This window comes from Streptomyces tauricus (assembly GCF_014650955.1).
GTDB classification, from domain to species: domain Bacteria; phylum Actinomycetota; class Actinomycetes; order Streptomycetales; family Streptomycetaceae; genus Streptomyces; species Streptomyces tauricus.
Genome location: NZ_BMVY01000007.1, coordinates 13,501 through 35,038, shown reverse-complemented (window position 1 = coordinate 35,038; position 21,538 = coordinate 13,501). Strand labels below are relative to the sequence as shown.

Annotated in this window: 17 protein-coding genes; 12 read left to right on the top strand and 5 right to left on the bottom strand. The window is 70.9% G+C overall.

Going from position 1 to position 21,538, the window contains the following annotated elements; translation table 11 throughout:
* Positions 1–209 precede the first annotated feature (209 nt).
* Positions 210–959, bottom strand: coding sequence for a DeoR/GlpR family DNA-binding transcription regulator (locus IE278_RS13755; RefSeq protein ID WP_189772113.1), 750 nt, complete (start codon positions 957–959; stop codon positions 210–212).
* A 148-nt stretch (positions 960–1,107) separates the two neighbouring features.
* Between IE278_RS13755 and IE278_RS13750 the strand changes: the two genes are divergently transcribed.
* The 7 genes from IE278_RS13750 (at position 1,108) to IE278_RS13720 (ending at position 11,251) form a co-directional block, all read left to right on the top strand.
* Entirely contained in the window at positions 1,108–2,181 is a 1,074-nt protein-coding gene (locus tag IE278_RS13750; protein ID WP_189772111.1) for a carbohydrate kinase family protein, read from the top strand.
* 65 nt (positions 2,182–2,246) lie between these two features.
* Positions 2,247–3,533, top strand: a complete 1,287-nt coding sequence (locus IE278_RS13745) for an extracellular solute-binding protein (protein WP_189772108.1) — start codon at positions 2,247–2,249, stop codon at positions 3,531–3,533.
* Positions 3,533–4,507 (top strand): carbohydrate ABC transporter permease, encoded by a 975-nt coding sequence (locus tag IE278_RS13740; RefSeq protein ID WP_189772106.1) that lies wholly within the window; start codon positions 3,533–3,535, stop codon positions 4,505–4,507. Before IE278_RS13745 ends, IE278_RS13740 begins: the two co-directional genes overlap by 1 nt.
* A 14-nt stretch (positions 4,508–4,521) precedes the next feature.
* Positions 4,522–5,421 carry a carbohydrate ABC transporter permease gene (locus IE278_RS13735; protein WP_189772104.1) on the top strand — a complete coding sequence of 300 codons (900 nt, stop codon included), beginning with the start codon at positions 4,522–4,524 and terminating at the stop codon, positions 5,419–5,421.
* A complete protein-coding gene (locus tag IE278_RS13730; protein ID WP_189772102.1) occupies positions 5,421–8,345 on the top strand; it encodes a glycoside hydrolase family 2 TIM barrel-domain containing protein in 2,925 nt (974 codons plus the stop codon). The genes IE278_RS13735 and IE278_RS13730 overlap by 1 nt, the downstream gene beginning before the upstream one ends.
* A gap of 84 nt (positions 8,346–8,429) precedes the next feature.
* Positions 8,430–10,142, top strand: coding sequence for a PHP domain-containing protein (locus IE278_RS13725; protein WP_189772100.1), 1,713 nt, complete (start codon positions 8,430–8,432; stop codon positions 10,140–10,142).
* Between the two features lie 281 nt (positions 10,143–10,423).
* Entirely contained in the window at positions 10,424–11,251 is an 828-nt protein-coding gene (locus IE278_RS13720) for a PaaX family transcriptional regulator (RefSeq protein WP_246570304.1), read from the top strand.
* A 67-nt stretch (positions 11,252–11,318) separates the two neighbouring features.
* Here IE278_RS13720 and IE278_RS13715 read toward each other — a convergent pair whose 3' ends face one another.
* From IE278_RS13715 to IE278_RS13700, 4 genes are read right to left on the bottom strand one after another with little or no spacing between them, the layout of a single operon-like run.
* Positions 11,319–11,774, bottom strand: a complete 456-nt coding sequence (locus IE278_RS13715) for a MaoC family dehydratase (protein ID WP_189772098.1) — start codon at positions 11,772–11,774, stop codon at positions 11,319–11,321.
* Positions 11,775–11,811: 37 nt separating this feature from the next.
* Complete coding sequence (gene menE / locus IE278_RS13710; protein ID WP_189772096.1) at positions 11,812–13,368, bottom strand: o-succinylbenzoate--CoA ligase; 1,557 nt, start codon at positions 13,366–13,368, stop codon at positions 11,812–11,814.
* A gap of 30 nt (positions 13,369–13,398) precedes the next feature.
* Complete coding sequence (locus tag IE278_RS13705; RefSeq protein ID WP_189772413.1) at positions 13,399–14,274, bottom strand: amidohydrolase family protein; 876 nt, start codon at positions 14,272–14,274, stop codon at positions 13,399–13,401.
* Between the two features lie 8 nt (positions 14,275–14,282).
* On the bottom strand, positions 14,283–15,203 hold the full coding sequence (locus IE278_RS13700) for an SDR family oxidoreductase (protein ID WP_281403167.1): 921 nt from the start codon (positions 15,201–15,203) through the stop codon (positions 14,283–14,285).
* A gap of 257 nt (positions 15,204–15,460) precedes the next feature.
* Here IE278_RS13700 and IE278_RS13695 point away from each other — a divergent pair, with 257 nt between their 5' ends.
* The 5 genes from IE278_RS13695 (at position 15,461) to IE278_RS13675 (ending at position 21,456) form a co-directional block, all read left to right on the top strand.
* The gene (locus IE278_RS13695; protein WP_189772094.1) at positions 15,461–15,931 is read left to right on the top strand and encodes a MarR family winged helix-turn-helix transcriptional regulator; all 471 of its coding nucleotides are present in this window, start codon (positions 15,461–15,463) and stop codon (positions 15,929–15,931) included.
* Positions 15,932–15,944: 13 nt separating this feature from the next.
* Positions 15,945–16,703: an IclR family transcriptional regulator gene (locus tag IE278_RS13690; protein ID WP_189772092.1), complete on the top strand. Its 759-nt coding sequence runs from the start codon at positions 15,945–15,947 to the stop codon at positions 16,701–16,703.
* Positions 16,704–16,810: 107 nt separating this feature from the next.
* Positions 16,811–18,040 (top strand): sensor histidine kinase, encoded by a 1,230-nt coding sequence (locus IE278_RS13685; protein ID WP_189772090.1) that lies wholly within the window; start codon positions 16,811–16,813, stop codon positions 18,038–18,040.
* On the top strand, positions 18,037–18,705 hold the full coding sequence (locus IE278_RS13680; protein ID WP_189772088.1) for a response regulator: 669 nt from the start codon (positions 18,037–18,039) through the stop codon (positions 18,703–18,705). Before IE278_RS13685 ends, IE278_RS13680 begins: the two co-directional genes overlap by 4 nt.
* Positions 18,706–19,350: 645 nt before the next feature.
* The gene (locus IE278_RS13675) at positions 19,351–21,456 is read left to right on the top strand and encodes an MMPL family transporter (RefSeq protein ID WP_189772086.1); all 2,106 of its coding nucleotides are present in this window, start codon (positions 19,351–19,353) and stop codon (positions 21,454–21,456) included.
* Positions 21,457–21,538 lie beyond the last annotated feature (82 nt).

Here is a 21,538-nt window from a genome sequence, read left to right as displayed (position 1 = left end):
CGATGCCTCCGGTGCCACCAAGGCCGCCGGGGCCCCGGTACTGCCAGGGCCGCCCCTGTGGTCGGGGCCACCGGTGTCACCGGGGCTACCGGTGCTACGCGTGGCGCCAGGACCGCCGGGGCCGCCGGTGCCCGCCAGGGACCCCAGTGTCACAGGGGCCTCCGGCGCCACAGGAGCCGCCGGTGCCACCGGGGCCCCGGCCGTGCCCGTCACGTGAGCACCACGCGTACGTCCGCCTCTTCCAGGGCGGTTCGCGTTCCGGGGTCCGCCGGGGCGTTGGTCACCACGATGTCCAGGTCCTCGGGGCCGCAGACCTTCGCCATCCCCGTGCCCGGGAACTTGGCGCGGTCGGCGAGCAGGACGACCCGGTCGGCCGCCTTGATCATGGCGCGCTTCACCGGTACCTCGACGACGGTCGTGTCCATCACCTGCCCTCCCGGCCGTACTCCGCTAGTTCCCAGGAACAGCCAGTCCGCATGCAGCTGGCGCAGGTTGTCCTCGGTGAGGAAGCCGACCAGTGAGCGGTACTCGCGGCGGACCATGCCCCCGAGCAGCACGAGCTCTATGGCCTCGTCGTCCACCAGTTCCTCGTAGACCACGAGGTTGCTGGTGATCACGGTGATCCGGCGGCCGTGCAGCTGCCGGGCCAGCCGGTAGGCGGTGGTCCCGATGTCGAGCAGCACGGACTGGCCGTCCTCGACGAGGGCCGCCGCGCGCGCCGCTATGGCGTCCTTCTCGGCCACGCGCACCTCGGCGACCTCGGCGAAGGGCTGGTCGCCCTCCTCGGCGACCGCTCCGCCGTGCACGCGGGTGAGCAGGCCCTCCTCCTCCAGCTTGAGCAGGTCGCGCCGCACGGTGGCGGGGCTCACGCCGAGCTGCTCCGAGAGATCGGTCACGGCCGCGGGGCCGCCGGAGCGCAGGGCCCGCAGGATGAGTTGATGTCGTCTCTCTGCCAGCACGAGCTGAACAATAGTCTTCATCCGCCATCATTTCTATGCTCTGTTCTGCTCAACTCTTGCCAAATTGGCTGGAGACGCGCACGATCCTGTCCACCGAAACACGATCCGGTGCACCGAAAATGAAGAGTTTTGACGAGAGGATGCGCTCGTGGGTGAGACACGGCCCGACGCGCGGCCCGATGTGCTGCTGACCGGGCTGCTCTTCTACGACCTCGTCCTGACCGGTCTGGGCAAGCCGCCGACCCCCGGCGAGGAGATCTGGACCGACGGGATGGGCACGAGCCCGGGCGGGATCGCGAACCTGGCCGTGGCAGCGGCCCGCTACGGCCTCACCACCTCCCTGGCCACGGTGTTCGGCGACGACTACTACGGCGCGTACTGCCGTGAGGTCCTCGCGGGGCAGGAGCACATCGACCTCTCGCTCTCCCGTACGGCGGACGGCTGGCACACCCCGGTCACCGTCTCGATCGCGTACGGCCACGACCGGGCCCTGGTCACCCACGGCCAGGAGCCCCCGTACTCGCAGGACGCGCTGATGGGCGACCCGCCCGCCGCGCGTACGGCCCTCGTGCACATCGAGGCCGAACCCCGCGAGTGGATCGCCAAGGCCGCCGCGAACGGCACGAAGATCTACGCGGACGTCGGCTGGGACCCCACCCAGCAGTGGTCCTCGGACCTCCTCGACCAGCTCGCCCTGTGCCATGCCTTCGTCCCGAACGACACCGAGGCGATGGCGTACACCCGTACCGACACCGCGGCCGACGCGCTCTCCCGGCTCTCCGAGCTGGTGCCGGTGGCCGTGGTCACCCGCGGCCGGGACGGCGCGATCGCCGTCGACCAGACCACGGGCGAGCACGCCGACGTGCCCGCCCTCGCCACCGGCGTCCTGGACGCGACGGGTGCCGGAGACGTCTTCGGCGCGAGTTTCGTCGCGGCCTCGCTGGAGGGCTGGCCCCTGGAGGAGCGGCTGCGCTTCGCGGTGCTGGCCGCCGGACTCTCCGTACAGCGGCACGGCGGGGCGCTGGCCGCGCCCGGCTGGTACGGGATCCACCAGTGGTGGCGCTCCCTCGAAGACCCCGAACTGCGGCGCGCGTACGGCTTCCTGACGGACCGTATGCCCGCCGATCCCGGACCCCCGGTCCCCCACGCCCCGGTGACTCCGCCTGCCCCCACGGCATTCCCGATCTCCCCCGACACATCCGCGGCGACGCATCCCTTCTGATGCCTCACCTCTGATGCGTCTTCCTTGCTGCGAAGACCGAACACATGCGAAAGGCGGTGGGAGCTGTGCGGCTCTCACGAAGGGGCCTGCTCCGCGCGGGACTGGCCGGTACGGCCGCGACCGCGCTCGGCGGCCTGGCGTCCGGCTGCGCCGTACCGACCGGCTCGACGGGCCGGAACATGGTGCTGTGGTACTGGAGCGGTGGCCTGAGCGACACCGTCGTCAAGAAGGCCAAGGCGCGCTACGACAGCGCCGTCGACCTGGACGCGATCCAGATCGGCGGCTACTACCGCTCCAAGCTCATCACCACGATGACCGGCCAGGCCCATGTCCCCGACATCGCGGGGCTCAAGGGCGAGGACATGGCGTCGTACCTGCCGAACGCCGACCAGTTCGTGGATCTGCGCACACTCGGCGCGGAGAAGCTCAAGAGCCAGTACCTGGACTGGAAGTGGCAGCAGGGTGTGGCCCCCGACGGCAGCCTCGTCGGCTTCCCCATCGACGTGGGCCCCGTCGTGCAGTACTACCAGCCGGCCGTCTACAAGAAGGCCGGGCTCGCGTACGAACCGGAGGACGTCTCCAGGGAGATGGGCACCTGGGAGCAGTTCTTCGCGGCGGGTGAGCAGCTGAAGAAGCGGGTGCGCGGGGCGTTCATCCTGACCGATGTCGGCAGCGTCTTCGAGATGTCGATCGGACAGGGCACCGAGCGGTTCGTCGACAAGGAAAAGCACTTCATCGGCGACCAGGAGCATGTGCGTATCTGCTGGGACCGTGCCGTGGAGGCCAAGCGGCGCGGGCTGGTGTCGAGCCTGGTGACGGGTACGCCCGACTCGATCTCCGCCACCGAGCGGGGCCAGTTGCCCAGCCAGCTCAACGCCTCGTGGGCCGCGGGCGACCTCAAGCTCCAGTACCCGAAGACCAAGGGCAGATGGCGGGTCGCGAACTGTCCCGGCGGCCCCTCGAACGTCGGCGGTTCGTTCCTGGCGATCACCAAGGCGTGCCGTGAACCCGAGAAGGCCTTCGAGATCATCACCTGGCTGCTCAACGCGGACAACCAGGCCCAGGGCTTCATGGACGCCGGACTCTTCCCGTCCACACCGGCCTCGTACGGGCTGAAGAAGCTCCGCGAGCACGACCCGTTCTTCGGTGACCAGATCACGATGGATGTGTACGGGCCGGCCGCGGAGAAGATCCCGGTCGCCTTCAACAGCCCGTACGACATCGCGCTCGGGCAGCCGATCAGGGACGAGATCAAGAACGTCGGCGTCCTCGGCAAGGACCCGGAAAAGGCCTGGAAGGACGCCATGAGCAAGTGCCGGCGTATCGCCGACCACCTGGGGGTGAGCTACTGATGGCCACCACCCCCCTGACCGCCCCTCCGGTCGAGAAGCCCCCGGCGCCCGCCGCCGGACCGCCCGCCGCCAACCCCAAGAAGGGCGTCCTGAGTTACTGGCGGCTGTACGCCGCCATCTCCCCCTTCTACCTCCTCTTCCTCGCCTTCGGGCTGATCCCGGTCGGCTTCTCGCTCTATCTGTCGTTCCACCGGTGGGACGGCCTCGGCTCGATGGAGTACGCGGGCCTGTCGCAGTACCGCTATCTGCTGAGCGACACCGACTTCTGGAGCTCGATCGGCAACACGCTGATCATCTGGGCGCTGGCCACCTTCCCCATGATCTTCCTCGCGATGATCACGGCGGTGATGCTCAACTCGGCGGTCCGTTTCAAGAACGTCTACCGCTTCGCGTACTTCCTGCCCAACGTCACCTCGGTCGTCGCCGTCGCGATCATCTTCGGCTCGGTCTTCTCCACCAACTTCGGCCTGGTGAACGCCCTGTTGCAGGCTGTCGGCCTCGACCAGATCGCCTGGCTCAACACCCCGTGGGGCATCAAGGTCGCCATCGCCACCCTGATGACCTGGCAGTGGACCGGCTACAACGCGATCATCTTCCTCGCCGGACTCCAGACGATCCCCGGCGAGCTGTACGAGGCGGCGCGCATGGACGGCGCCGGACCCGTGCAGACCTTCTTCCGGATCACCCTGCCGCTGATGCGGCCCGTGCTGCTGTTCGTGCTCGTCATCTCGACCGTCACCGGACTGCAGAGCTTCTCCGAACCTCAGGTGCTGCTGCAGTCCACCGCCAACGAGTCGACGTTCTCGGGCGGCCCCGACCACGCGGGCCGGACGATGGTCCTCTACTTCTTCCAGCAGACCTTCGACAACAACGACTTCGGTTACGGCGCCGCCGTGGCCTGGGGCATCTTCCTCGTCGTCGTCATCTTCTCGATCGTCAACTGGCGCCTGGTGCAGCGCCGGGGCGAAGACTAGGGAGGCCCGTCACCATGGCTGTCACCACACAGACCGAGCCCGCCCCCACCGAGCCGCCGCGCGCCGAGCCCACCAAGGGCACACGTATCCGGGGTACCCAGCGCAGGGGCATCGCGCTCCACGTGTCCCTCTTCGTCGGGGTGCTGCTCTCCGCGTTCCCGTTCTACTGGGCCGTGATCATGTCGACGCACACGTCGACCGAGATCTTCTCCTACCCGCCGAAGCTGCTGCCCGGCTCGCACTTCGGCGACAACCTCAGCAAGCTGTTCGACAGCATCGATTTCTTCGGGTCGATGTTCAACTCGCTGCTCGTCGCCGTCTCGGTGACGTTCCTCGTGCTGTTCTTCGACTCGCTGGCCGCGTTCGTCTTCGCCAAGTTCCACTTCCCGGGCCGCCGGGTGCTGTTCGCGATGATGATGGCGATCTTCATGGTGCCGGCGCAGCTCGCGGCCATCCCGCAGTTCGTGATCATGGCGAAGCTGGGCTGGATCGGCTCGATGACCTCGCTGATCGTGCCGGCCGCCGCGAACGCCTTCGGCATCTTCTGGATGCGGCAGTACATGAAGAGCGCGATCCACGACGAGCTGCTGGACGCCTCGAAGATCGACGGGGCAAGCTTCCTGCGCCAGTACTGGCACGTGGCGCTGCCCGTGGTCCGTCCCGGGCTCGCCTTCCTCGGCATCTTCACGTTCATGGGCCAGTGGAACGACTACGCCTGGCCGTTGATCGCCCTCACCAACCCGGACAACGTGACCCTCCAGGTCGCCCTGTCCCAGCTCAACGGCGTCCACGGCACCACGGACTACGGAATGGTCATGACAGGTGCGGTCCTGGCCCTGATCCCCCTGCTGATCGTCTTCGCGATCGGCGCCAAGCAGATCATCGCCGACCTCGGCAAGGGAGCGATCCGCTGATGCGACGCGACCACCTGCTCGCCCTGCGGCCCTGGGAGTCACCGGAGACGACCTCCTGGCAGCGGCTGCCGATGAACGCGGTGGACCGGCGCTCCGGCGCGCTGTCCCTGGACGGCTCCTGGCACTTCCAGCTGCTGCCCTCGCCGACCGGCGCGTCGGGCGAGTGGACTCTCGCCGACGTGCCGGGCGTGTGGACCATGCAGAGCGCCGACGACCTGCCCCAGTACACGAACGTCCGGATGCCGTTCGGCGACTTCCCGCCGCATGTGCCCGCCGCGAACCCGACGGGCGTCTACGAGCGGTCCGTGGACATCCCCGCCGAGTGGGCGGGGCGCCGGATCGTCCTCCAGGTCGGCGCGGCCGAGAGCGTGCTCCTCGTCCATGTGAACGGCCGGCCGGTCGGTGTCTCCAAGGACTCCCACCTGGCGGCGGAGTTCGACCTCTCCGACGTCGTACGCCCCGGCGACCCGGCGACCGTACGGCTCACCGTCGTCAAGTGGTCCGACGCCTCGCACATCGAGGACCAGGACCAGTGGTGGCACGCGGGCATCACCCGCTCGGTGCTCCTGTACGCCATCGACCCGCTGCACCTCGCGGACGTGACCGTGCGCGCGCCGCTGGACGGGCACCTGCTGGTCGACTGCAAGGTGCGGGACACGGCGGGACCGCTCCCGGAGGGCTGGTACGTCACGGCGGCCCTGGACGGTCAACTCCTTTCCCAGGACACGGAGTTCGACCGTCTCAACGCCGAGGACATGCGGGTGTCCGACTTCTACGGCGAGGCGCGGCTGCGGACCGTCGTCAGGGACGTACGCCCGTGGACGGCCGAGACACCCGAGCTGTACGACCTGGACGTGCGGCTGCACCGCGCCGACGGCTCCATCGCGGACACCTCGCACCACCGGGTCGGTTTCCGGGATGTCGAGATCGTCGGCCGGGACCTGCTGGTCAACGGCGAGCGCGTCTTCATCCGGGGCGCGAACCGGCACGACTTCCACCCGCTGACCGGCCGCACGGTCACCGCGGACGACATGCGCGCCGACCTGGTCGTCCTCAAACGGTTCGGCTTCAACGCGGTCCGCACCTCCCACTACCCGAACGACCCGACGCTGTACGACCTCGCCGACGAGCTGGGCCTGTACGTGGTGGACGAGGCGAACATCGAGTCGCACGACCACGCCCACGAGATCGCCGACGATCCGCGCTATCTGCCCGCGTTCGTGGACCGCGTCTCCCGTATGGTCCTGCGGGACAAGAACCACCCGTCGATCATCATCTGGTCCCTGGGCAACGAGTCCGACTACGGCGCCAACCACGACGCGGCGGCGGGCTGGGTGCGGCGCCACGACCCGACCCGGCCGATCCAGTACGAGGGAGCCGCCAAGATCGACTGGGCGGACGAGAAACTGGCCTCGGACATCGCCTGTCCCATGTACGCGCCCATCGAGGACTGCGTGGCACACGCCCTGTCGGGCAGGCAGACCAAGCCGCTCATCCAGTGCGAGTACTCGCACGCCATGGGCAACAGCAACGGCACGCTCGCCGACACCTGGGCCGCCATCGAGTCCACCCCGGGTCTTCAGGGCGGCTTCATCTGGGAGTTCTGGGACCACGGCATCCTCCAGCGTGTGAACGACGGACGACCGGCCGGCCGAGGTGGCGTGGGCCTGTACGACAACGGTGTCACCGCACCCGGCCACCGCTGGGCGTACGGCGGCGACTTCGACGAGGCGATCCACGACGGGGCCTTCATCGCCGACGGCGTGGTGTTCCCCGACCGCACCCCCAAGCCCGTGATGTACGAGCACCGGGAGATCGCGGGTCCGGTCCGGCTGACGTACGACGAGGGGGTGCTCCGGATCCACAACCGGCAGCACTTCCGGGGTCTGGAGTGGCTGGCGGCCGAGTGGCTGCTGGTGGGCGCCGACGGGACGACGCTTCGGGCGTCGGCCTCTTTGCCGGAGGTATCGCCGGGCGGGTCGGCGGAGGTGCCGCTGCCGTTCGCGCCGCCGGAACCCGCCGCCGGTGAGACCTGGCTGACCCTGCGGGTCACGACCGCGGACGACGAGGCATGGGCGCCGCTCGGCACGGAGGTGTGCGTGCCGCAGGTCCGGCTGAACGCCCCGGCCGCCGACGCGCCGCCGGAGCCCGTGGACGGTCCGGCCGTCACGCTGGACGAGGACGCACTGCTGGTCCACCCCTTGCTGACGTCGGCGCCGCGGCTCTCGCTCTGGCGGGCGCCCACCGACAACGACGAACTGGGCGGCATGGCGGCCCGCTGGCACGACTGGGGCCTCGACGCGCTCGTACGCAAGGTCGTGGACGTGCGCGAGGAGGGCCCCCGGGTCGTCGTACTCAGCGAGTACGCGACCGGGGCCGGGCCCGTCCGCCATGAGCAGGTGCTCACCCCGGTCACCGGTGGCATCCGGGTCGAGGAGTCGGCCGAACTCCCGGCGGGGCTCGACGACGTGGCCAGGGTCGGCACGGTCTTCGAGACGGTTCCCGGACTCGATGTCCTGGACTGGTACGGGCAGGGCCCCTGGGAGTCGTACCCGGACCGCAGCGCGGGCGCAGCCGTGGGGCACCACTCGCTGCCGGTGGACGAGCTGTTCACCCCGTATCTGCGGCCCCAGGAGAGCGGCGGGCGGCACGGGGTGCGGCGGTTCACGCTGTCGGCGCCGGACGCCACGGGGCTGGCCGTGGAGCTGGGGACGCCGGGGCAGGTCTCCGTCAACCGGTACCGGGCCGAGGACCTGGCGGGCGCCGCGCACCACGACGAGCTGGTGGCTCGGCCGGGCTGTGTCGTGCACCTGGACGCGGCGCACCGGGGACTGGGCACGGCGTCGTGCGGGCCGGACACGTCCGCGGAGTATCTCGTGGCGGCGGGCACGCATCGGTGGGAGTGGACGCTGCGCGTGCTGTGACCCGCAGCTGCCCTGAACGCGTTTTTGGCCTTACCCCCGTTGTCGAACCGCTGACCCATCGAGCCCAGAGGGACTCTTCCAACCATGACCGAGCAGCAGTTGCCCGACTGGGCCGACCCTTCCGTCTCCCCCGCCTCGCTCGACGCGCAGGGTGTCTCCCGTCGTGGGCTCCTGCGCCAGGCGGGGCTGTTCGGGGCGGCCTTCGGTACCGCCCTCGCGGCCGGTCCGCTCGCGACGCCCGCGGCGGCGGCCTCCCAGGGCCGGGACCAGGAGCGGGACCGGGGCCGGGGTCTTGGTGGCGACGATCCTCGGCTGGCCTACCTGGTCGGCGACCACCACGTGCACTCCGTCTACAGCCATGACGCGAAGTACACGTTCGACCAGGTCGCCCGGGCCGGTGCGAAGTACGGCCTGGACTGGATGGTGTTCAACGAGCACTCGAACGTCGGGCACGCCAAGTACGGGGCCGCACTGGAGCACCAGGAGATCCTCAAGGCGCGCGCCGCCAACCCGCGTCAGCTGATCTTCCAGGGCCTGGAGTGGTACATCCCCGGCGCCGAGCACTGCACGATCTTCGCGGCGCCGGGCCGCCACGAGGTGGACCTGCTCACGCGGTTCGAGCTGGCGTACGACGGCAAGCTGCTCGGCTACACAGCCGGCGGGCCCACCCATCCGGACACCCCGCGCAACGAGGCGCACGCCGTCGCGGCCATCAAGTGGCTTGCCGCGCAACGGCGTTCGGGGTACGTGGACGACGTACTGGTCTTCGCCAACCACCCCTCGCGGCTCGGCATCGACTCCCCGCACGAGATACGGGGCTGGCGGGACGCGGCCCCCGAGATCATGATCGGCATGGAGGGCGCGCCCGGCGCCCAGGGCGGTGCCATCCCCGGCTGGCGCGGTCCGACGTCCATCCGCGGCGAGTACGAGAACAAGCCCTCGGCGGATTCCTGGCCGGGCTATCCGGCGGACGCGTATGTCACCTACGGCGGGTTCGACTGGATGACGGCCACCGTCGGCGGCATGTGGGACGCCATGCTCGCCGAGGGCAAGCTGTTCACCATCACCACCAACTCCGATGTGCACCGGGTGGTGTTCGACACCTGGAAGAACGGGGCCTGGCCGGCCGGGCAGAACTTCGACAACACGGGCCGGCTGCCCGACCCGGTGAACACGGGCGAGCCGCAGCCCGGCGGTGACTTCTGGCCCGGCCAGTTCAGCCGCACGCATGTCGGTGTCACCCGTTACGGCTACCGCGCGGTGATGGCGGGGCTGCGCGCGGGCCGGGTCTGGCTCGACCACGGGCATCTGCTGGACGGTCTCGACGTACGGCTGAAGCGGGACCGTGACGGCGGGCGGGGGGTCACTCTGGGCGGGCGCCTGCGGGTCCGCGCGGGTGACCGGCTCACGCTGCAGATCACCGTGACGACGGCCTCGCGCGCCAACCCGCACGGCATCGTGCCCGAACTGGCCCATGTCGATGTGATCCGCGGGGCGGTACGGGGGCCGGCCGGCGACCGGGATGCCTGGCGGGCGCCCGACACGAAGGTCGTCCATACGGCGGACGTGTCCGGACGCAAGGGGACGTACACCTTGCGGGTTCCGGTGGTCGCCGGGGACGAGTCCTTCTATGTGCGGTTGCGCGGGAGTGACGGGAATCGGCACGGGGCGGGGTACCTGGGCGCGTCCGTGGACCCGCACGGGCCGGTGGCGCACGCGCCGGGGGACGGGGATCCGTGGGTCGACACGTGGTTCTACTCGAACCCGGTGTTCGTGGAGGTGGTCGGGGGGCGGTGACGCCGCCGGGGCGGGGCCCTGGGGTGTGTTGTCGGGTGCGGGTGCGGGTGCGGGTGCGCTGCGGCTGGCCGCGCAGTTCCCCGCGCCCCTGAAAGGCAAAAGATCGCGCCGTTCCCCGCGCCCCTGAGGGGCGCAAGATTGCACCGTTGCCCGCGCCCCTGGACAGGCGAAAGACTGGGCCGTTCCCCGCGCCCCCAAAAAGGACACGGGCCCGGTGCCAGGGCGGCCGTCGGGGTGTACTACCTGGTCGTGGGCTGATCGGCGGGCGTACCGTGGGGCGGGTGACCAGTGACGAGGTGCTGCGGCCCCAGTCCCTCATGTTGTCCTTTCTCGGCGATCAGGTGCTCGGCCGGGACGTCTGCGTGTATTCGGGGAGCGTCATCGACGTCTTCGGGCGCGCGGGCGTCGGCGAGCACGCGACCCGTTCCACGCTGACGCGCATGGTCGGCCGCGACCTGCTGCGGCGGCAGCGCGAGGGACGCCGGATGTACTTCGGACTGACCGAGCGTTCCGAGGCCGTGCTGCGGGACGGGGAGCAGCGGATCTGGGAGGAGGGGGCCGTCAACCGCCGGTGGGACGGCACCTGGACCCTGCTGGGCTTCTCACTGCCCGAGTCCTGGCAGCGCCAACGGCACGACCTGCGGGCCCAGTTGACGTGGAACGGCTTCGGTCCGCTGTTCGGCGGGCTGTGGATCGCGCCCGGCGAGACCGATGTCTCCGGACTCGTCGCCGAGCTCGGCCTGTCGGCCCACGTGAAGATCTTCCGCGCCCACGCGGACGCCGGTATGGACATCGGCGCGATGATCGAGGAGACCTGGGAACTGGACGAACTCGCCACGCGCTACGAGGCGTTCGTCCACCGCTGGCAGCGCTGGGAGACGGCGGAGCCCGACACCGACGAGGCCCTCGCGCTACGGCTGCGCCTGTCGACGCAGTGGCTCCAGGTCGTCCGCCGCGACCCACGCCTACCGGTCAAACACCTCCCGGACAACTGGCCCGCCGACCGGGCCGAGAGAACGTTCCGGACGGTGTACGCCCGCCTGACCCCCCTTGCCCAGCAGTCGGCGGACCACCTCCTGGACCTGGTCCCGGTACGGCAGCCGCGCTAGCGGCGCCCGCCAGGGACGCGGGGAACTGCGCGCCCAGCCACAGCGCACCCGCACCGAACACCCCCCCTCAGACGTAGAACCGCGACAAGCTCTGCAGTACCGCGGCCGGTTTCTGGGTGCCCTCTATCTCGATCGTGCCGTTGACCGTGATCTGTACTCCGCCCGGTACGTCCTCGACCGCCGCCAGGCTTGCGGACAGGCGGATTCGGGAGCCGGCTCGGACCGGGGCGGGGAACCGCACCTTGTTCAGGCCGTAGTTGACCTTTGTGGTCACGCCTTGGACGTCCAGCAGTTCGGTGAAGAGCGGGATGAAGAGTGACAGGGTGAGATAGCCGTGCGCGATGGGCGCCCCGAACGGGCCCTCCGCGGCCTTCTCCGCGTCCACGTGGATCCACTGGTGGTCGCCCGTGGCATCGGCGAAGGTGTTGATCCGTTCCTGGGTGACCTCGATCCACTCGCTGGTGCCGAGGTCACCGCCCGCGAGCTTCCTGAGTTCGTCGACACCGTTCACGGTCATGGTCATGTGGCTGTCCTTCAGTAGACGTGCTCGGGAGGTGTTGTCAGGAGTCCGTGCCGTAGTGCTTGCGGACCTGGGACTTGAGGAGTTTTCCCGAGGCCGTGCGCGGGAGTTCGTCCGCGAGTACCACCGACTTCGGGATCTTGTACTTGGCGAGGTGTCCGGTGAGGGACGCGAGGACTTCGTCGGGGTCCAGTTCGACGCCCTCGCGCGGCACGACGACCGCGCGCGGCACCTCCCCCCACTTCTCGTCGGGCACGCCGATGACCGCGCACTCGGCGATGCCGGGGTGGGTGAGGAGCCGGTCCTCGATCTCGGCGGGATAGACGTTCTCGCCGCCCGAGATGATCATGTCCTTGATGCGGTCGACGACGGTGACGTAACCGTCCTCGTCGATCCGGGCGGCGTCCCCGCTGCGGAACCACCCGTCGCTGAACACCGCCGCCGTCTCGTCGGGCAACCCCCAGTAGCCGGGCATGACATGGGGCCCGCGCACGACGATCTCACCGGTCTCGCCGACGTCGGCGACCTCGTTCGGGGCGGGGCCGGGCCGTACGACGCGTACGTCGCTGAAGAAGTGCGGCACGCCCGCCGAGCCCGCCTTGGTCACCGCGTGCTCGGCGTCCAGGAAGAGCACGCCCGGCGAGGCCTCGGTCATGCCGTAGCCCTGGAGGAAGGTGAGGCCCCGCTCCTGGTAGGCGGCGATGAGCGGGGTCGGTACGGGTGAGCCCCCGCAGCTGAGCATCCGCAGCGAGGACAGGTCGGCCTCGGCCCAGCGCGGCTGGCGGGCCACCTGTTCGAACATGGTGGGCACGCCGAACATGAAGGTGATCCGGTGCCGTTCGACCAGGTCGAGCGTGGCCGCCGGGTCGAAGGCCTCGACGAGGACGCAGGTACCCCCCTTGAGGAGGACGGGGAGCGTCAGCATGTTCAGTCCGGCCGTGTGGAACAACGGGGCCGACACCAGCGCGCGTTCGTCCGCGATCAGGTCCTGGTCGACGAGGACGTTGACGGCGTTCCACGTCAGATTGCCGTGGGTGAGCATCGCGCCCTTGGGCCGGCCCGTCGTACCCGAGGTGTACATGATGACGCACGTGTCGTCGGCCGTGACGGGTTCGTCGATCGCCTCGCCGGAGGCCGACGCGAGCAACTGGTCGTACTCTGCGCCCACTTCGACGTACGTACGCACATCGCAGTTGCCCGGCAGCCCGGCGACCAGCCCCTCGAACGCCGCCCCGTACACGAGGGCCTTCGCGCCGGAGTCGATGAGCTGGTAGGCGATCTCGGGCCCGGCGAGGCGGGTGTTGAGCGGGACGAAGACCGCGCCGAGCGTGCCGGCCGCGAACAGGGTCTCCAGGTAGGAGGGGTGGTTCGGGCCGAGGTAGGCGATCCGGTCACCGCGGCGCACCCCGCGGGCGCGCAGGGCATGGGCGAGGCGGGTGGTGCGCTCGTACAGGCCCTCGTACGTGAGTGCCGTGCCGTGCTCGATCAGGGCGGTGTCTTGATGGATGGAGGTGGTGTCGTGGTGGATCAGGGCGGTGCGGTGGGGGGTCTTGCGTGCCCGGCGGGCGGGCCACGACCCCAGTCCCTCGTTGCGCATGCCATACCCCTTACGGCTCGGTGAGTCCGGTCATGGCTTGGTGAGGCCGAGCAGCCGGGCCGCGTTCTCCTTGAGGATCTTCGGCCGGACCTCGTCCTTGACAGGCAGCTTCGCGAAGTCGGCGAGCCACCGGTCCGGGGTGAGGACCGGGTAGTCGGAGCCGAACAGCACCTTGTCCTTGAGCAGGGTGTTCGCGTACTGCACGAGCTGCGGAGGGAAGTACTTGGGCGACCAGCCGGACAGGTCGATATGGACCCCGGGCTTGTGCGTGGCGACCGCGAGGGCCTCGTCCTGCCAGGGGAAGGACGGATGCGCCAGGATGATCTTCAGATGCGGGAAGTCCGCCGCCACGTCGTCGACGTGCAGCGGATTGGAGTACTTGAGCCGGATGCCACCCCCGCCGGGCACACCCGCGCCGATGCCGGTCTGGCCGGTGTGGAAGAGGGCGATGGCGCCGGTCTCCTCGATGACCTCGTACAACTCGTACGCCACGGAACGGTCGTTGGGGAAGAAGCCCTGGACGCTGGGATGGAACTTGAAGCCCTTCACCCCGTACTCCTCGACCAGCCGGCGGGCCCGCTTCACGCCCGCCCTCCCGCGGAAGGGGTCGATGGAGGCGAACGGGATCAGTACGTCCGGGTTGGCGGCGGCGGCCTCGGCGACCTCCTCGTTCGGGACGGGTGCGGTGCCGGTCGCGGACTCGGCGTCGACCGTGAAGATCACGGCGGCCATCCGCCGCTCCCGGTAGTACGCGGCCGTCTCCTCCAGGGTCGGCTTCCGCTTGCCCTCGACCTTGAAGTAGGCGCTGGACGCCGCGTGCAGGTCGTCGTCGAGCGAGGACGTGCCCTTGGAGGAGACCTCGGCGTGGGTGTGGACGTCGATGGCGACCAGGTCGTCGACATTCATCGAGAGGGTCATGACGCCTCCGGAGCCTTGGGCGCGGGGATGCCGACCGTCTGCGGTTCGGCGCCGACCGAGGTGTGCCAGACGTCGGCCAGTGCCTCGGGGGTCCAGCCGCCGTCGGCGTACGCGGCCCTGATCTCCTGGGGGTGGGACCACAGGGCCACCCGGTCGCCGCCGATGCCGATGGCCTGGCCGGTCACTCCGCGGGCGGCCTCGGAGGCCAGGAACGGGACGAGGGCGGCGCAGTCCTCGGGGGTGCCGAAGCCCTCGCCCCTGCGCAGGAAGTCCGGCAGCGGTGCGCCTTGCCGCATGGCCTCGATGTAGGGGGCGAAGGCCGGAATGGTCTCGGTCATCGCGGTCGCGGCCACCGGCACGATCGCGTTGACGGTGATGCCGGCCCGGGCCAGCTCCATCGACCACGTACGGGCCATGGCGGCGATACCGGCCTTGGCGGCGGAGTAGTTGGTCTGGCCGAAGTTGCCGCGCTGCCCGGCGGGCGAGCCGACGAGGATCAGCGTGCCGCCCCCGCCCTGCTCCCGCATGCGTACGGCGGCGGCGCGGGCGCAGGTGAAGGTGCCCTTCAGATGGGTGGTGATCACCGCGTCGAAGTCGTCGTCCGTCATCTTCCACAGGACCTTGTCGCGCAGGATGCCCGCGTTGGTGACGAGGACGTCGAGGCGGCCGAACTCCTCGACCGCGCGGCCCACCAGACGGTCCGCGGCCTCGGCGGTGCCGACCGCGACCACCTCGGCCACGGCGGTGCCGCCCGCGCCGGTGATCGCCTCGACCGCCTGCTCGGCGACGGTCTCGTCCACGTCGTTGACGACCACGGAGGCACCGGCGGCGGCGAGGGCGTGCGCGTAGGCCAGGCCGAGGCCACGGCCGGAGCCGGTGACCACGGCGACCTTGCCGGTGAGATCGATGCTGGACACGGGGGGTCCTTTCGGGAAACGGAACGGCCGGCACGGCCGGGGCGGCCGGGCGGCTGAATGGTTGACGGGGCCGTCGGTGGGCCAGTCGGCGGTGAACGAGATCGAAGCTAAGGACAATAATTGTTGACGTCAATAGTGTTGCTGCCCGATCTGTGCGCCATGCTGGTCCCGTACGGACGCAGTACCGAGCCCCTCCCGGGGCCACGACCAGGGAGCCCGCCATCGCCCGCCAGCCGCATGTCACCGACCGCTCGCCCATGGACGCCGCGCCGATCGACGCCCAGGAACCGTGGATGCGCGGACTGCACGCGGACACCGGCTACCTCCTGTACCGGATGGGCCTGCGCTCGGGGCAGATGTTCAACTCGTTCCTGCAGGAGTCGGGGCTGCGGCTGCGGCACTACGCGCTGCTGCGTTTCCTGGCCACCTCCGAAGGCGCACTCCAGCGGGAACTCAGCTCGCGACTCGGCTACGACCCGAGCGCGATCGTCGGCCTGGTCGACGACCTGGAGAAGCTCGGGTTCGCCGAACGCCGCCCCTCCCCCGACGACCGCCGCAGCCGCACCGTCGTCCTGACCGCCGACGGGCGCGCCTTCCTGCGCGACACCGACGAAGCGGGACTGCGCGTGACGGACGACCTGCTCGGACCTCTCGACCCCGCCGAGCGGGAACTCCTGCACACGCTGCTGCGACGCATCGCCGAGACCGAGCTCGACTCCGGCTCGTAGAGCGGCGCGGCCCATGACCTCCCTGTCCGCGCCCGACCGCCTGCTGGCCGTGCTCGCCGCCTTCGACCACGACCACCCGGCGCTCACCCTCACGGACATCAGCCGCCGGGCCGGGCTCTCCCTCACCACCGCACACCGGCTCGTGGGCGCGCTCACCGACTGGGGCGCCCTGGAACGCGACGCGGACGGGATCTACCACGTGGGTCTTCGGATGTGGGAACTCGCGGCGCTGTCCCCGCGCGGGCTCGCCCTGCGGCAGATCGCGCTGCCATACCTGGAGGACCTCTACGAAGCCACGCACGAGAACGTGCAGTTGGCCGTCCGCGACGGCTCCGAGGTCGTCTACATCGAGTGGATCTCCGGCCGTTCGGCCGTCGGCGTGAGGATCCAGGTGGGCGCGCGCTGGCCGCTGCACGCGACCGGGGTGGGACTCGCGCTGCTCGCCCACTGCGAACCGGCGTTCCAGGAGACGTACTGCGGCGGTCCGCTCGCCGCCTTCACCCCGCACACCATCACGGACCCGGCCGCCCTGCGCCGCGTACTCGCCGAAGTCCGGCGCTCCGGCGTGGCGGTGAGTGTCCGTCAGATCACCGAGGACGCGCTGTCGGTGGCGGCTCCGGTACGCGGCCCGGGCGGCCCGGTGACCGCGGCGGTGTCGGTCGTGGTACCCGAGCGGGGCGCGCAGACACCGGCGTTGATACCCGCCGTACGGCTCGCGGCGCGCGGTATCTCCCGGGCCCTCGGCTGGCAGCCGGAGCCGTCGGGAGGGTGAGGACCGCGCGCCCCGGGTGGGAGCCGATCGATATCCCCCGCACCGGTGAGGACGCGGCCCCGGACCCGCGCCGATACTGGCACGGCCCCTGCCCCGAGGAGCCGCCCATGCCTGCCTCGCCCACCCCGCCCGCCTCCCCCGCCTCGCCCTGGATCACACCTGCCGTCGCCCGGCTGCGGACGGCCAACCCGTACGTCGTCGACACCGCGCTCGCCGTACTCGTGCTGTTCGCCGCGTCGCTGCAGTGGATGTTTCCCGACGAGGGCGACGACCGCCTGACCTGGCAGGGGTTCCTGCTGGGGGCCGGTACGGCGCTGCCGCTGGTGTGGCGGCGCCGGGCGCCGTTCCTCGCGGCCTGCGGGGTCTCGGTGTTCACCCCCGCCATGGCCGTCTACCACGCACCGCCGCCGGACATCATGTACGGCGGTCTGGTCGTCCTCTACACGATGGCCGCGGTCGGCCGACCCTGGCAGCGGCGCTTCATGCTGGTGGGGTGGCTGGCCGGCGTCTCGCTGACCATGACGCACAAGGAGGACGCGCAACCCTTCGAGTACGCCTTCCAGTTGCTGAGCTGCGTCAGCGCCTACGGCTTCGGCGTACTGTCCCGTCTCCAGCGGGCGTACACGGCGGCGCTGGAGGACCGGGCGCGCCGCCTAGAGCGCGAACGGGCCGCCGACACCGCGCGGGCCGCCGCCAGGGAACGGGCCGGTATCGCCCGGGACATGCACGACGTCCTGGCCCACGCGGTGAGCCTGATGGTGGTGCAGGCCGAGGCCGGACCCGTGGTCGTGCGCAGCGATCCCGAGCGTGCGGAGGGGGCGTTCGACGCCATCGCCGGCGCCGGGCGCGACGCGATGGTCCAGCTGCGGCGGATCCTCGGCGTCCTCAAGGAGGAGCCGCTGAACGGCGGTTCGGACCGGCTGCCGCAGCCGGGGGTCGCGGCCCTGACGGGCCTGGTCCGCCAGGTCGGCGACACGACCGGTCTGCGGGTCGAGCTCCGGTGCACCGGGGAGCCGCGCCCGCTGCACCGGGACACCGAGGTCGCCGTGTACCGCGTGGTCCAGGAAGCCCTGACCAACACCGTCAAGCACGCGTACGCTTCCTGCGCGCGGGTCGAACTCGACTGGACGGAGACCGAGTTGACGCTCACGGTGACGGACGACGGGCGGGGCCCCGCGAACACCGGCCGGGGCGGGGGCGGTCACGGGCTGATCGGCATCCGTGAGCGGGCCGCGGCCTGCGGGGGCACCGCTCGTACGGAGCCAGGCCGTGACGGCGGTTTCCGCGTGGTCGTAAGCCTGCCCGTGGCGGCCGGCCGGCAGGTGGCGCCGGGGTGAGCATCCGGGTGGTGGTCGCCGACGACCAGGAGCTGGTCCGCAGCGGCTTCAGCATGATCCTTGAGGCGCAGCCCGACATCGACGTCGTCGCGGAGGCGGGGGACGGCGTGGAGGCGGTGGCCGCCGTGCAGCGGCACACGCCCGATGTGCTGCTGCTCGACATCCGGATGCCACGGATGGACGGGCTGGAGGCCGCGCGGCTGGTGTGCGCGCAGTCCGCGTGCCGGGTGGTCATGCTGACGACGTTCGACCTCGACGAGTACGTGTACGAGGCGCTGTACGCGGGGGCGAGCGGGTTCCTGCTCAAGGATGTGCGCCGGGACGATCTGGTGCATGCCGTGCGGGTGGTGGCGGCGGGGGACTCGTTGCTCGCGCCGTCGGTGACGCGGCGGCTGGTCGCCGACATCATCCGGCGGCGCCGGGCCGAGGCGGCGCCGCCCTCCTCCTCGGCGCGGCTCGATGTCCTCACGGCGCGCGAGGAGGAGACGTTGCGGCTGCTGGCGCGGGGGCTGTCCAACGCGGAGATCGCGCGGACGCTGTTCGTCAGCGAGCACACGGTGAAGACGCACGTCAGCAACGTGCTCAGCAAGCTGGGGTTGCGGGACCGGGTCCAGGCGGTCATCTGCGCGTACGAGTCGGGCGTGGTGACCCCGGGCACCCCCTGACGACGACCGGGCTCCCACCTGGCGTCCGGTGGGGGGCCGTCCGCGCAGTTCCCCGCGCCCCTGGGGGGTTGGGGCTGGACCGGTTGTGTCCTGCGGGCCAACTTGAGCTGACCGCGCAGTTCCCCGCGCCCCTAGGCGAGTCGGGGCTAAGGCCGGATGCACTCTGCGGGCCGACTTGAGCTGAGCGCGCCGTTCCCCGCGCCCCTAGGCAGGGCGGGGCTGGGGCCGATGGTCGACTGCGGGTGGGTGAGGGCTTGTCGCGCCGTTCCCCGCGCCCCCAAAGAGACGGCGCTGCACCCCGACCCACCCAGGGGCGCGGGGAACGGCGCGGCCAACCCCCACCACCCGCAGAACACAACCCGCCCAACCCCAACCCACCCAGGGGCGCGGGGAACTGCGCGGCCAACCCCCACCACCCGCAGAACACAACCCGCCCAACCCCAACCCACCCAGGGGCGCGGGGAACGGCGCAGGCAACCCCCGTCGACCCGCACCCGCGCATCCCTCGTACGGCGGAGCCGCCCCGCCCCCTCCCCCGTGCGGGGGAGCCCCCGAAACCCCTCCCCCCGGCGATCCGCCGAGGACCCCCGCGCGGTGAGTCTGGCCGCAACCGGAAAACCCCGCCAACCCGCCGGGAGGCACCCCGTGCTCAACAGGATCGCCACGGCGTCGACGCGCCGGCCGTTGACCGTGATCGGCCTCTGGCTGGTCTTCCTGCTGCTCGGCTTCGGCCTCGGAACAGGCGTCTTCGCACGGCTCAGCGACTCCGTGCCAGACGTACCCGGCACCGAGTCGGACCGCGCGTCGGAGTACCTCGACGGCATCGACCCGGCCGGCGAGTCGATCACCGCGGTGGTCGCGGGTACGGCCGTCTCGGACACCGGACTCCGCGCCCAGGTCGAGGCCGCCGTCGCCGACCTCCGCGACATCGCGAACATCGCCGCCGTACAGGACCCGTACGCCACCGAAGGTCTCCTCGCGGAGGACGGGCGGGCCCTCGTCGTCCCGGTGACCCTCCAGGGCGGTCTCGACGACGACGCCGAGGAGCAGGTCCTGGATGCCGCTAGTGACCGTATCCACCAGATCAGGGCACCCGACGTCCACGTGAGCGGCGGCCCGCTGCTCGGGCAGCAACTCGGTGAACGCGCCCAGGAGGACGTGGCACGCGCGGAGATCATCTCCCTCCCCGTGGTCCTCGTCCTGCTGCTCCTGATCTTCGGCGGATTCCGCGCCGCCGGGCTGCCGCTGGTGGTCGCGGTCAGCGGCGTCGCGGGCGCGTTCCTCGCCCTGTTCGGCTTCAGCCAGTTCACCGACATCTCCGTGTACGCGATCCAGGTCACCACGATGCTCGGCCTCGGACTCGCAGTGGACTACGCCCTGTTGATGGTGGTCCGCTTCCGCGAGGAACGCCGCAACACCGACGACGTCGTCGAAGCCGTGCACCGCACGGTGGCCGGCGCCGGACGCACGGTCCTGTTCTCCGGTCTGACCGTGGCCGTGAGCCTGACCGGCCTGCTGGTGTTCCCGAGCGTCTTCCTGCGCAGCATGGGCTTCGCCGTGGCCGCCGTCGTGGTCGTCGACATGCTGGCCGCGCTCACCCTGCTGCCCGCCCTGCTGGCCCGCTTCGGCGGAAGGATCGCCCCCGCCCGCACCAGGCCAGCCGGTGAGGAGGGGCGTGTCTTCGCCCGGCTGGCCCGGTTCGCCATCGGCCGTCCGGTCGTCGTCACCGTCACCTCCGTCGCCGCCCTGCTGGTCCTGGCCCTGCCCGCCACCGGCATGCGGATCAACATCGGGGACGCCCAGCAGTTGCCGACCAGCACGGAGGCACGCCGGCTGGACGACACGATCGGCGCCCACTTCCCACCCGGCACCGGCGTCTCGAAGGTGACCGTGGTCCTGAAACCGGGCACCGACACCGCGACGGCCGAACGGATCAGGGCGCTCTCCCCCGGCACCGAGTCGCGCGACCTGCCGGGCGGCACGACCGTGCTGAGCATGCAGCCGAGCGGCAGCGCGGACGGGAAGGCGGCGACCGACCTGGTCCAGCGGGTACGGGACGTACGCGGCGACGAGCCCGTCCAGGTCACCGGTGTCGCGGCCCGCCTCGTGGACTTCCGGGCGATGCTCGGCGACCGGGCGCCCTGGGCCGCCGTCACCGTCCTCGCCGGGATCTTCCTCCTGCTCTTCGCCTTCACCGGCTCGGTCCTGATCCCGCTGCGTACGATCCTCACGACCCTGCTCAGCCTGGGTGCCGCGCTCGGCGTGGTGGTCTGGGTCTTCCAGGACGGCCATCTGGCCTCGGCACTGGGCTCCCAGGAACTCGGCGCGCTGAGCCTGACGGCACCTCCGCTGATCATCGCGATCGCCTTCGGACTCGCCATGGACTACGAGCTGTTCATCCTCGCCCGGATGCGCGAGACATGGCTGCGCACGGGCGACGCGCAGGACGCCGTCGTCACCGGTCTGCGCCGCTCCGGCCGGGTGGTGAGCTGCGCGGCGCTGCTGCTCGCGGTCGTCTTCGGCGCCTTCATGACGGGCGGCTTCGCCCCCATCCTGCAGATCGGCCTCGGGCTGACGCTCGCGGTACTGATCGACGCGACGCTGGTACGGATGCTGCTCGTCCCGGCGACCATGGCACTGCTGGGCAAGCGCGCGTGGTGGGCGCCGCAGCGACTGCGGCGCGCACACGAACGGTTCGGCCTGCGCGAGGAGGCCCCACCCGCCGCACCCGAACTCACCAGCCGGCGTTGACCGTCGGCCCCGGCGCGAGGAGCGCCGGGGCCCCGCCCCGCTTCCCCCGTACAGGCATCGCACCCGCATCGCACCCATGCCC

Coding starts and splice junctions, on each gene's coding strand:
- IE278_RS13725 (WP_189772100.1), top strand. CDS start 8,430: ATGACCGAGCAGCAGTTGCCCGACTGGGCCGACCCTTCCGTCTCCCCC.
- IE278_RS13730 (WP_189772102.1), top strand. CDS start 5,421: ATGCGACGCGACCACCTGCTCGCCCTGCGGCCCTGGGAGTCACCGGAG.
- IE278_RS13705 (WP_189772413.1), bottom strand. CDS start 14,274: ATGAATGTCGACGACCTGGTCGCCATCGACGTCCACACCCACGCCGAG.
- IE278_RS13740 (WP_189772106.1), top strand. CDS start 3,533: ATGGCCACCACCCCCCTGACCGCCCCTCCGGTCGAGAAGCCCCCGGCG.
- IE278_RS13690 (WP_189772092.1), top strand. CDS start 15,945: ATGACCTCCCTGTCCGCGCCCGACCGCCTGCTGGCCGTGCTCGCCGCC.
- IE278_RS13695 (WP_189772094.1), top strand. CDS start 15,461: ATGGACGCCGCGCCGATCGACGCCCAGGAACCGTGGATGCGCGGACTG.
- IE278_RS13685 (WP_189772090.1), top strand. CDS start 16,811: ATGCCTGCCTCGCCCACCCCGCCCGCCTCCCCCGCCTCGCCCTGGATC.
- IE278_RS13735 (WP_189772104.1), top strand. CDS start 4,522: ATGGCTGTCACCACACAGACCGAGCCCGCCCCCACCGAGCCGCCGCGC.
- menE (WP_189772096.1), bottom strand. CDS start 13,368: ATGCGCAACGAGGGACTGGGGTCGTGGCCCGCCCGCCGGGCACGCAAG.
- IE278_RS13715 (WP_189772098.1), bottom strand. CDS start 11,774: ATGACCATGACCGTGAACGGTGTCGACGAACTCAGGAAGCTCGCGGGC.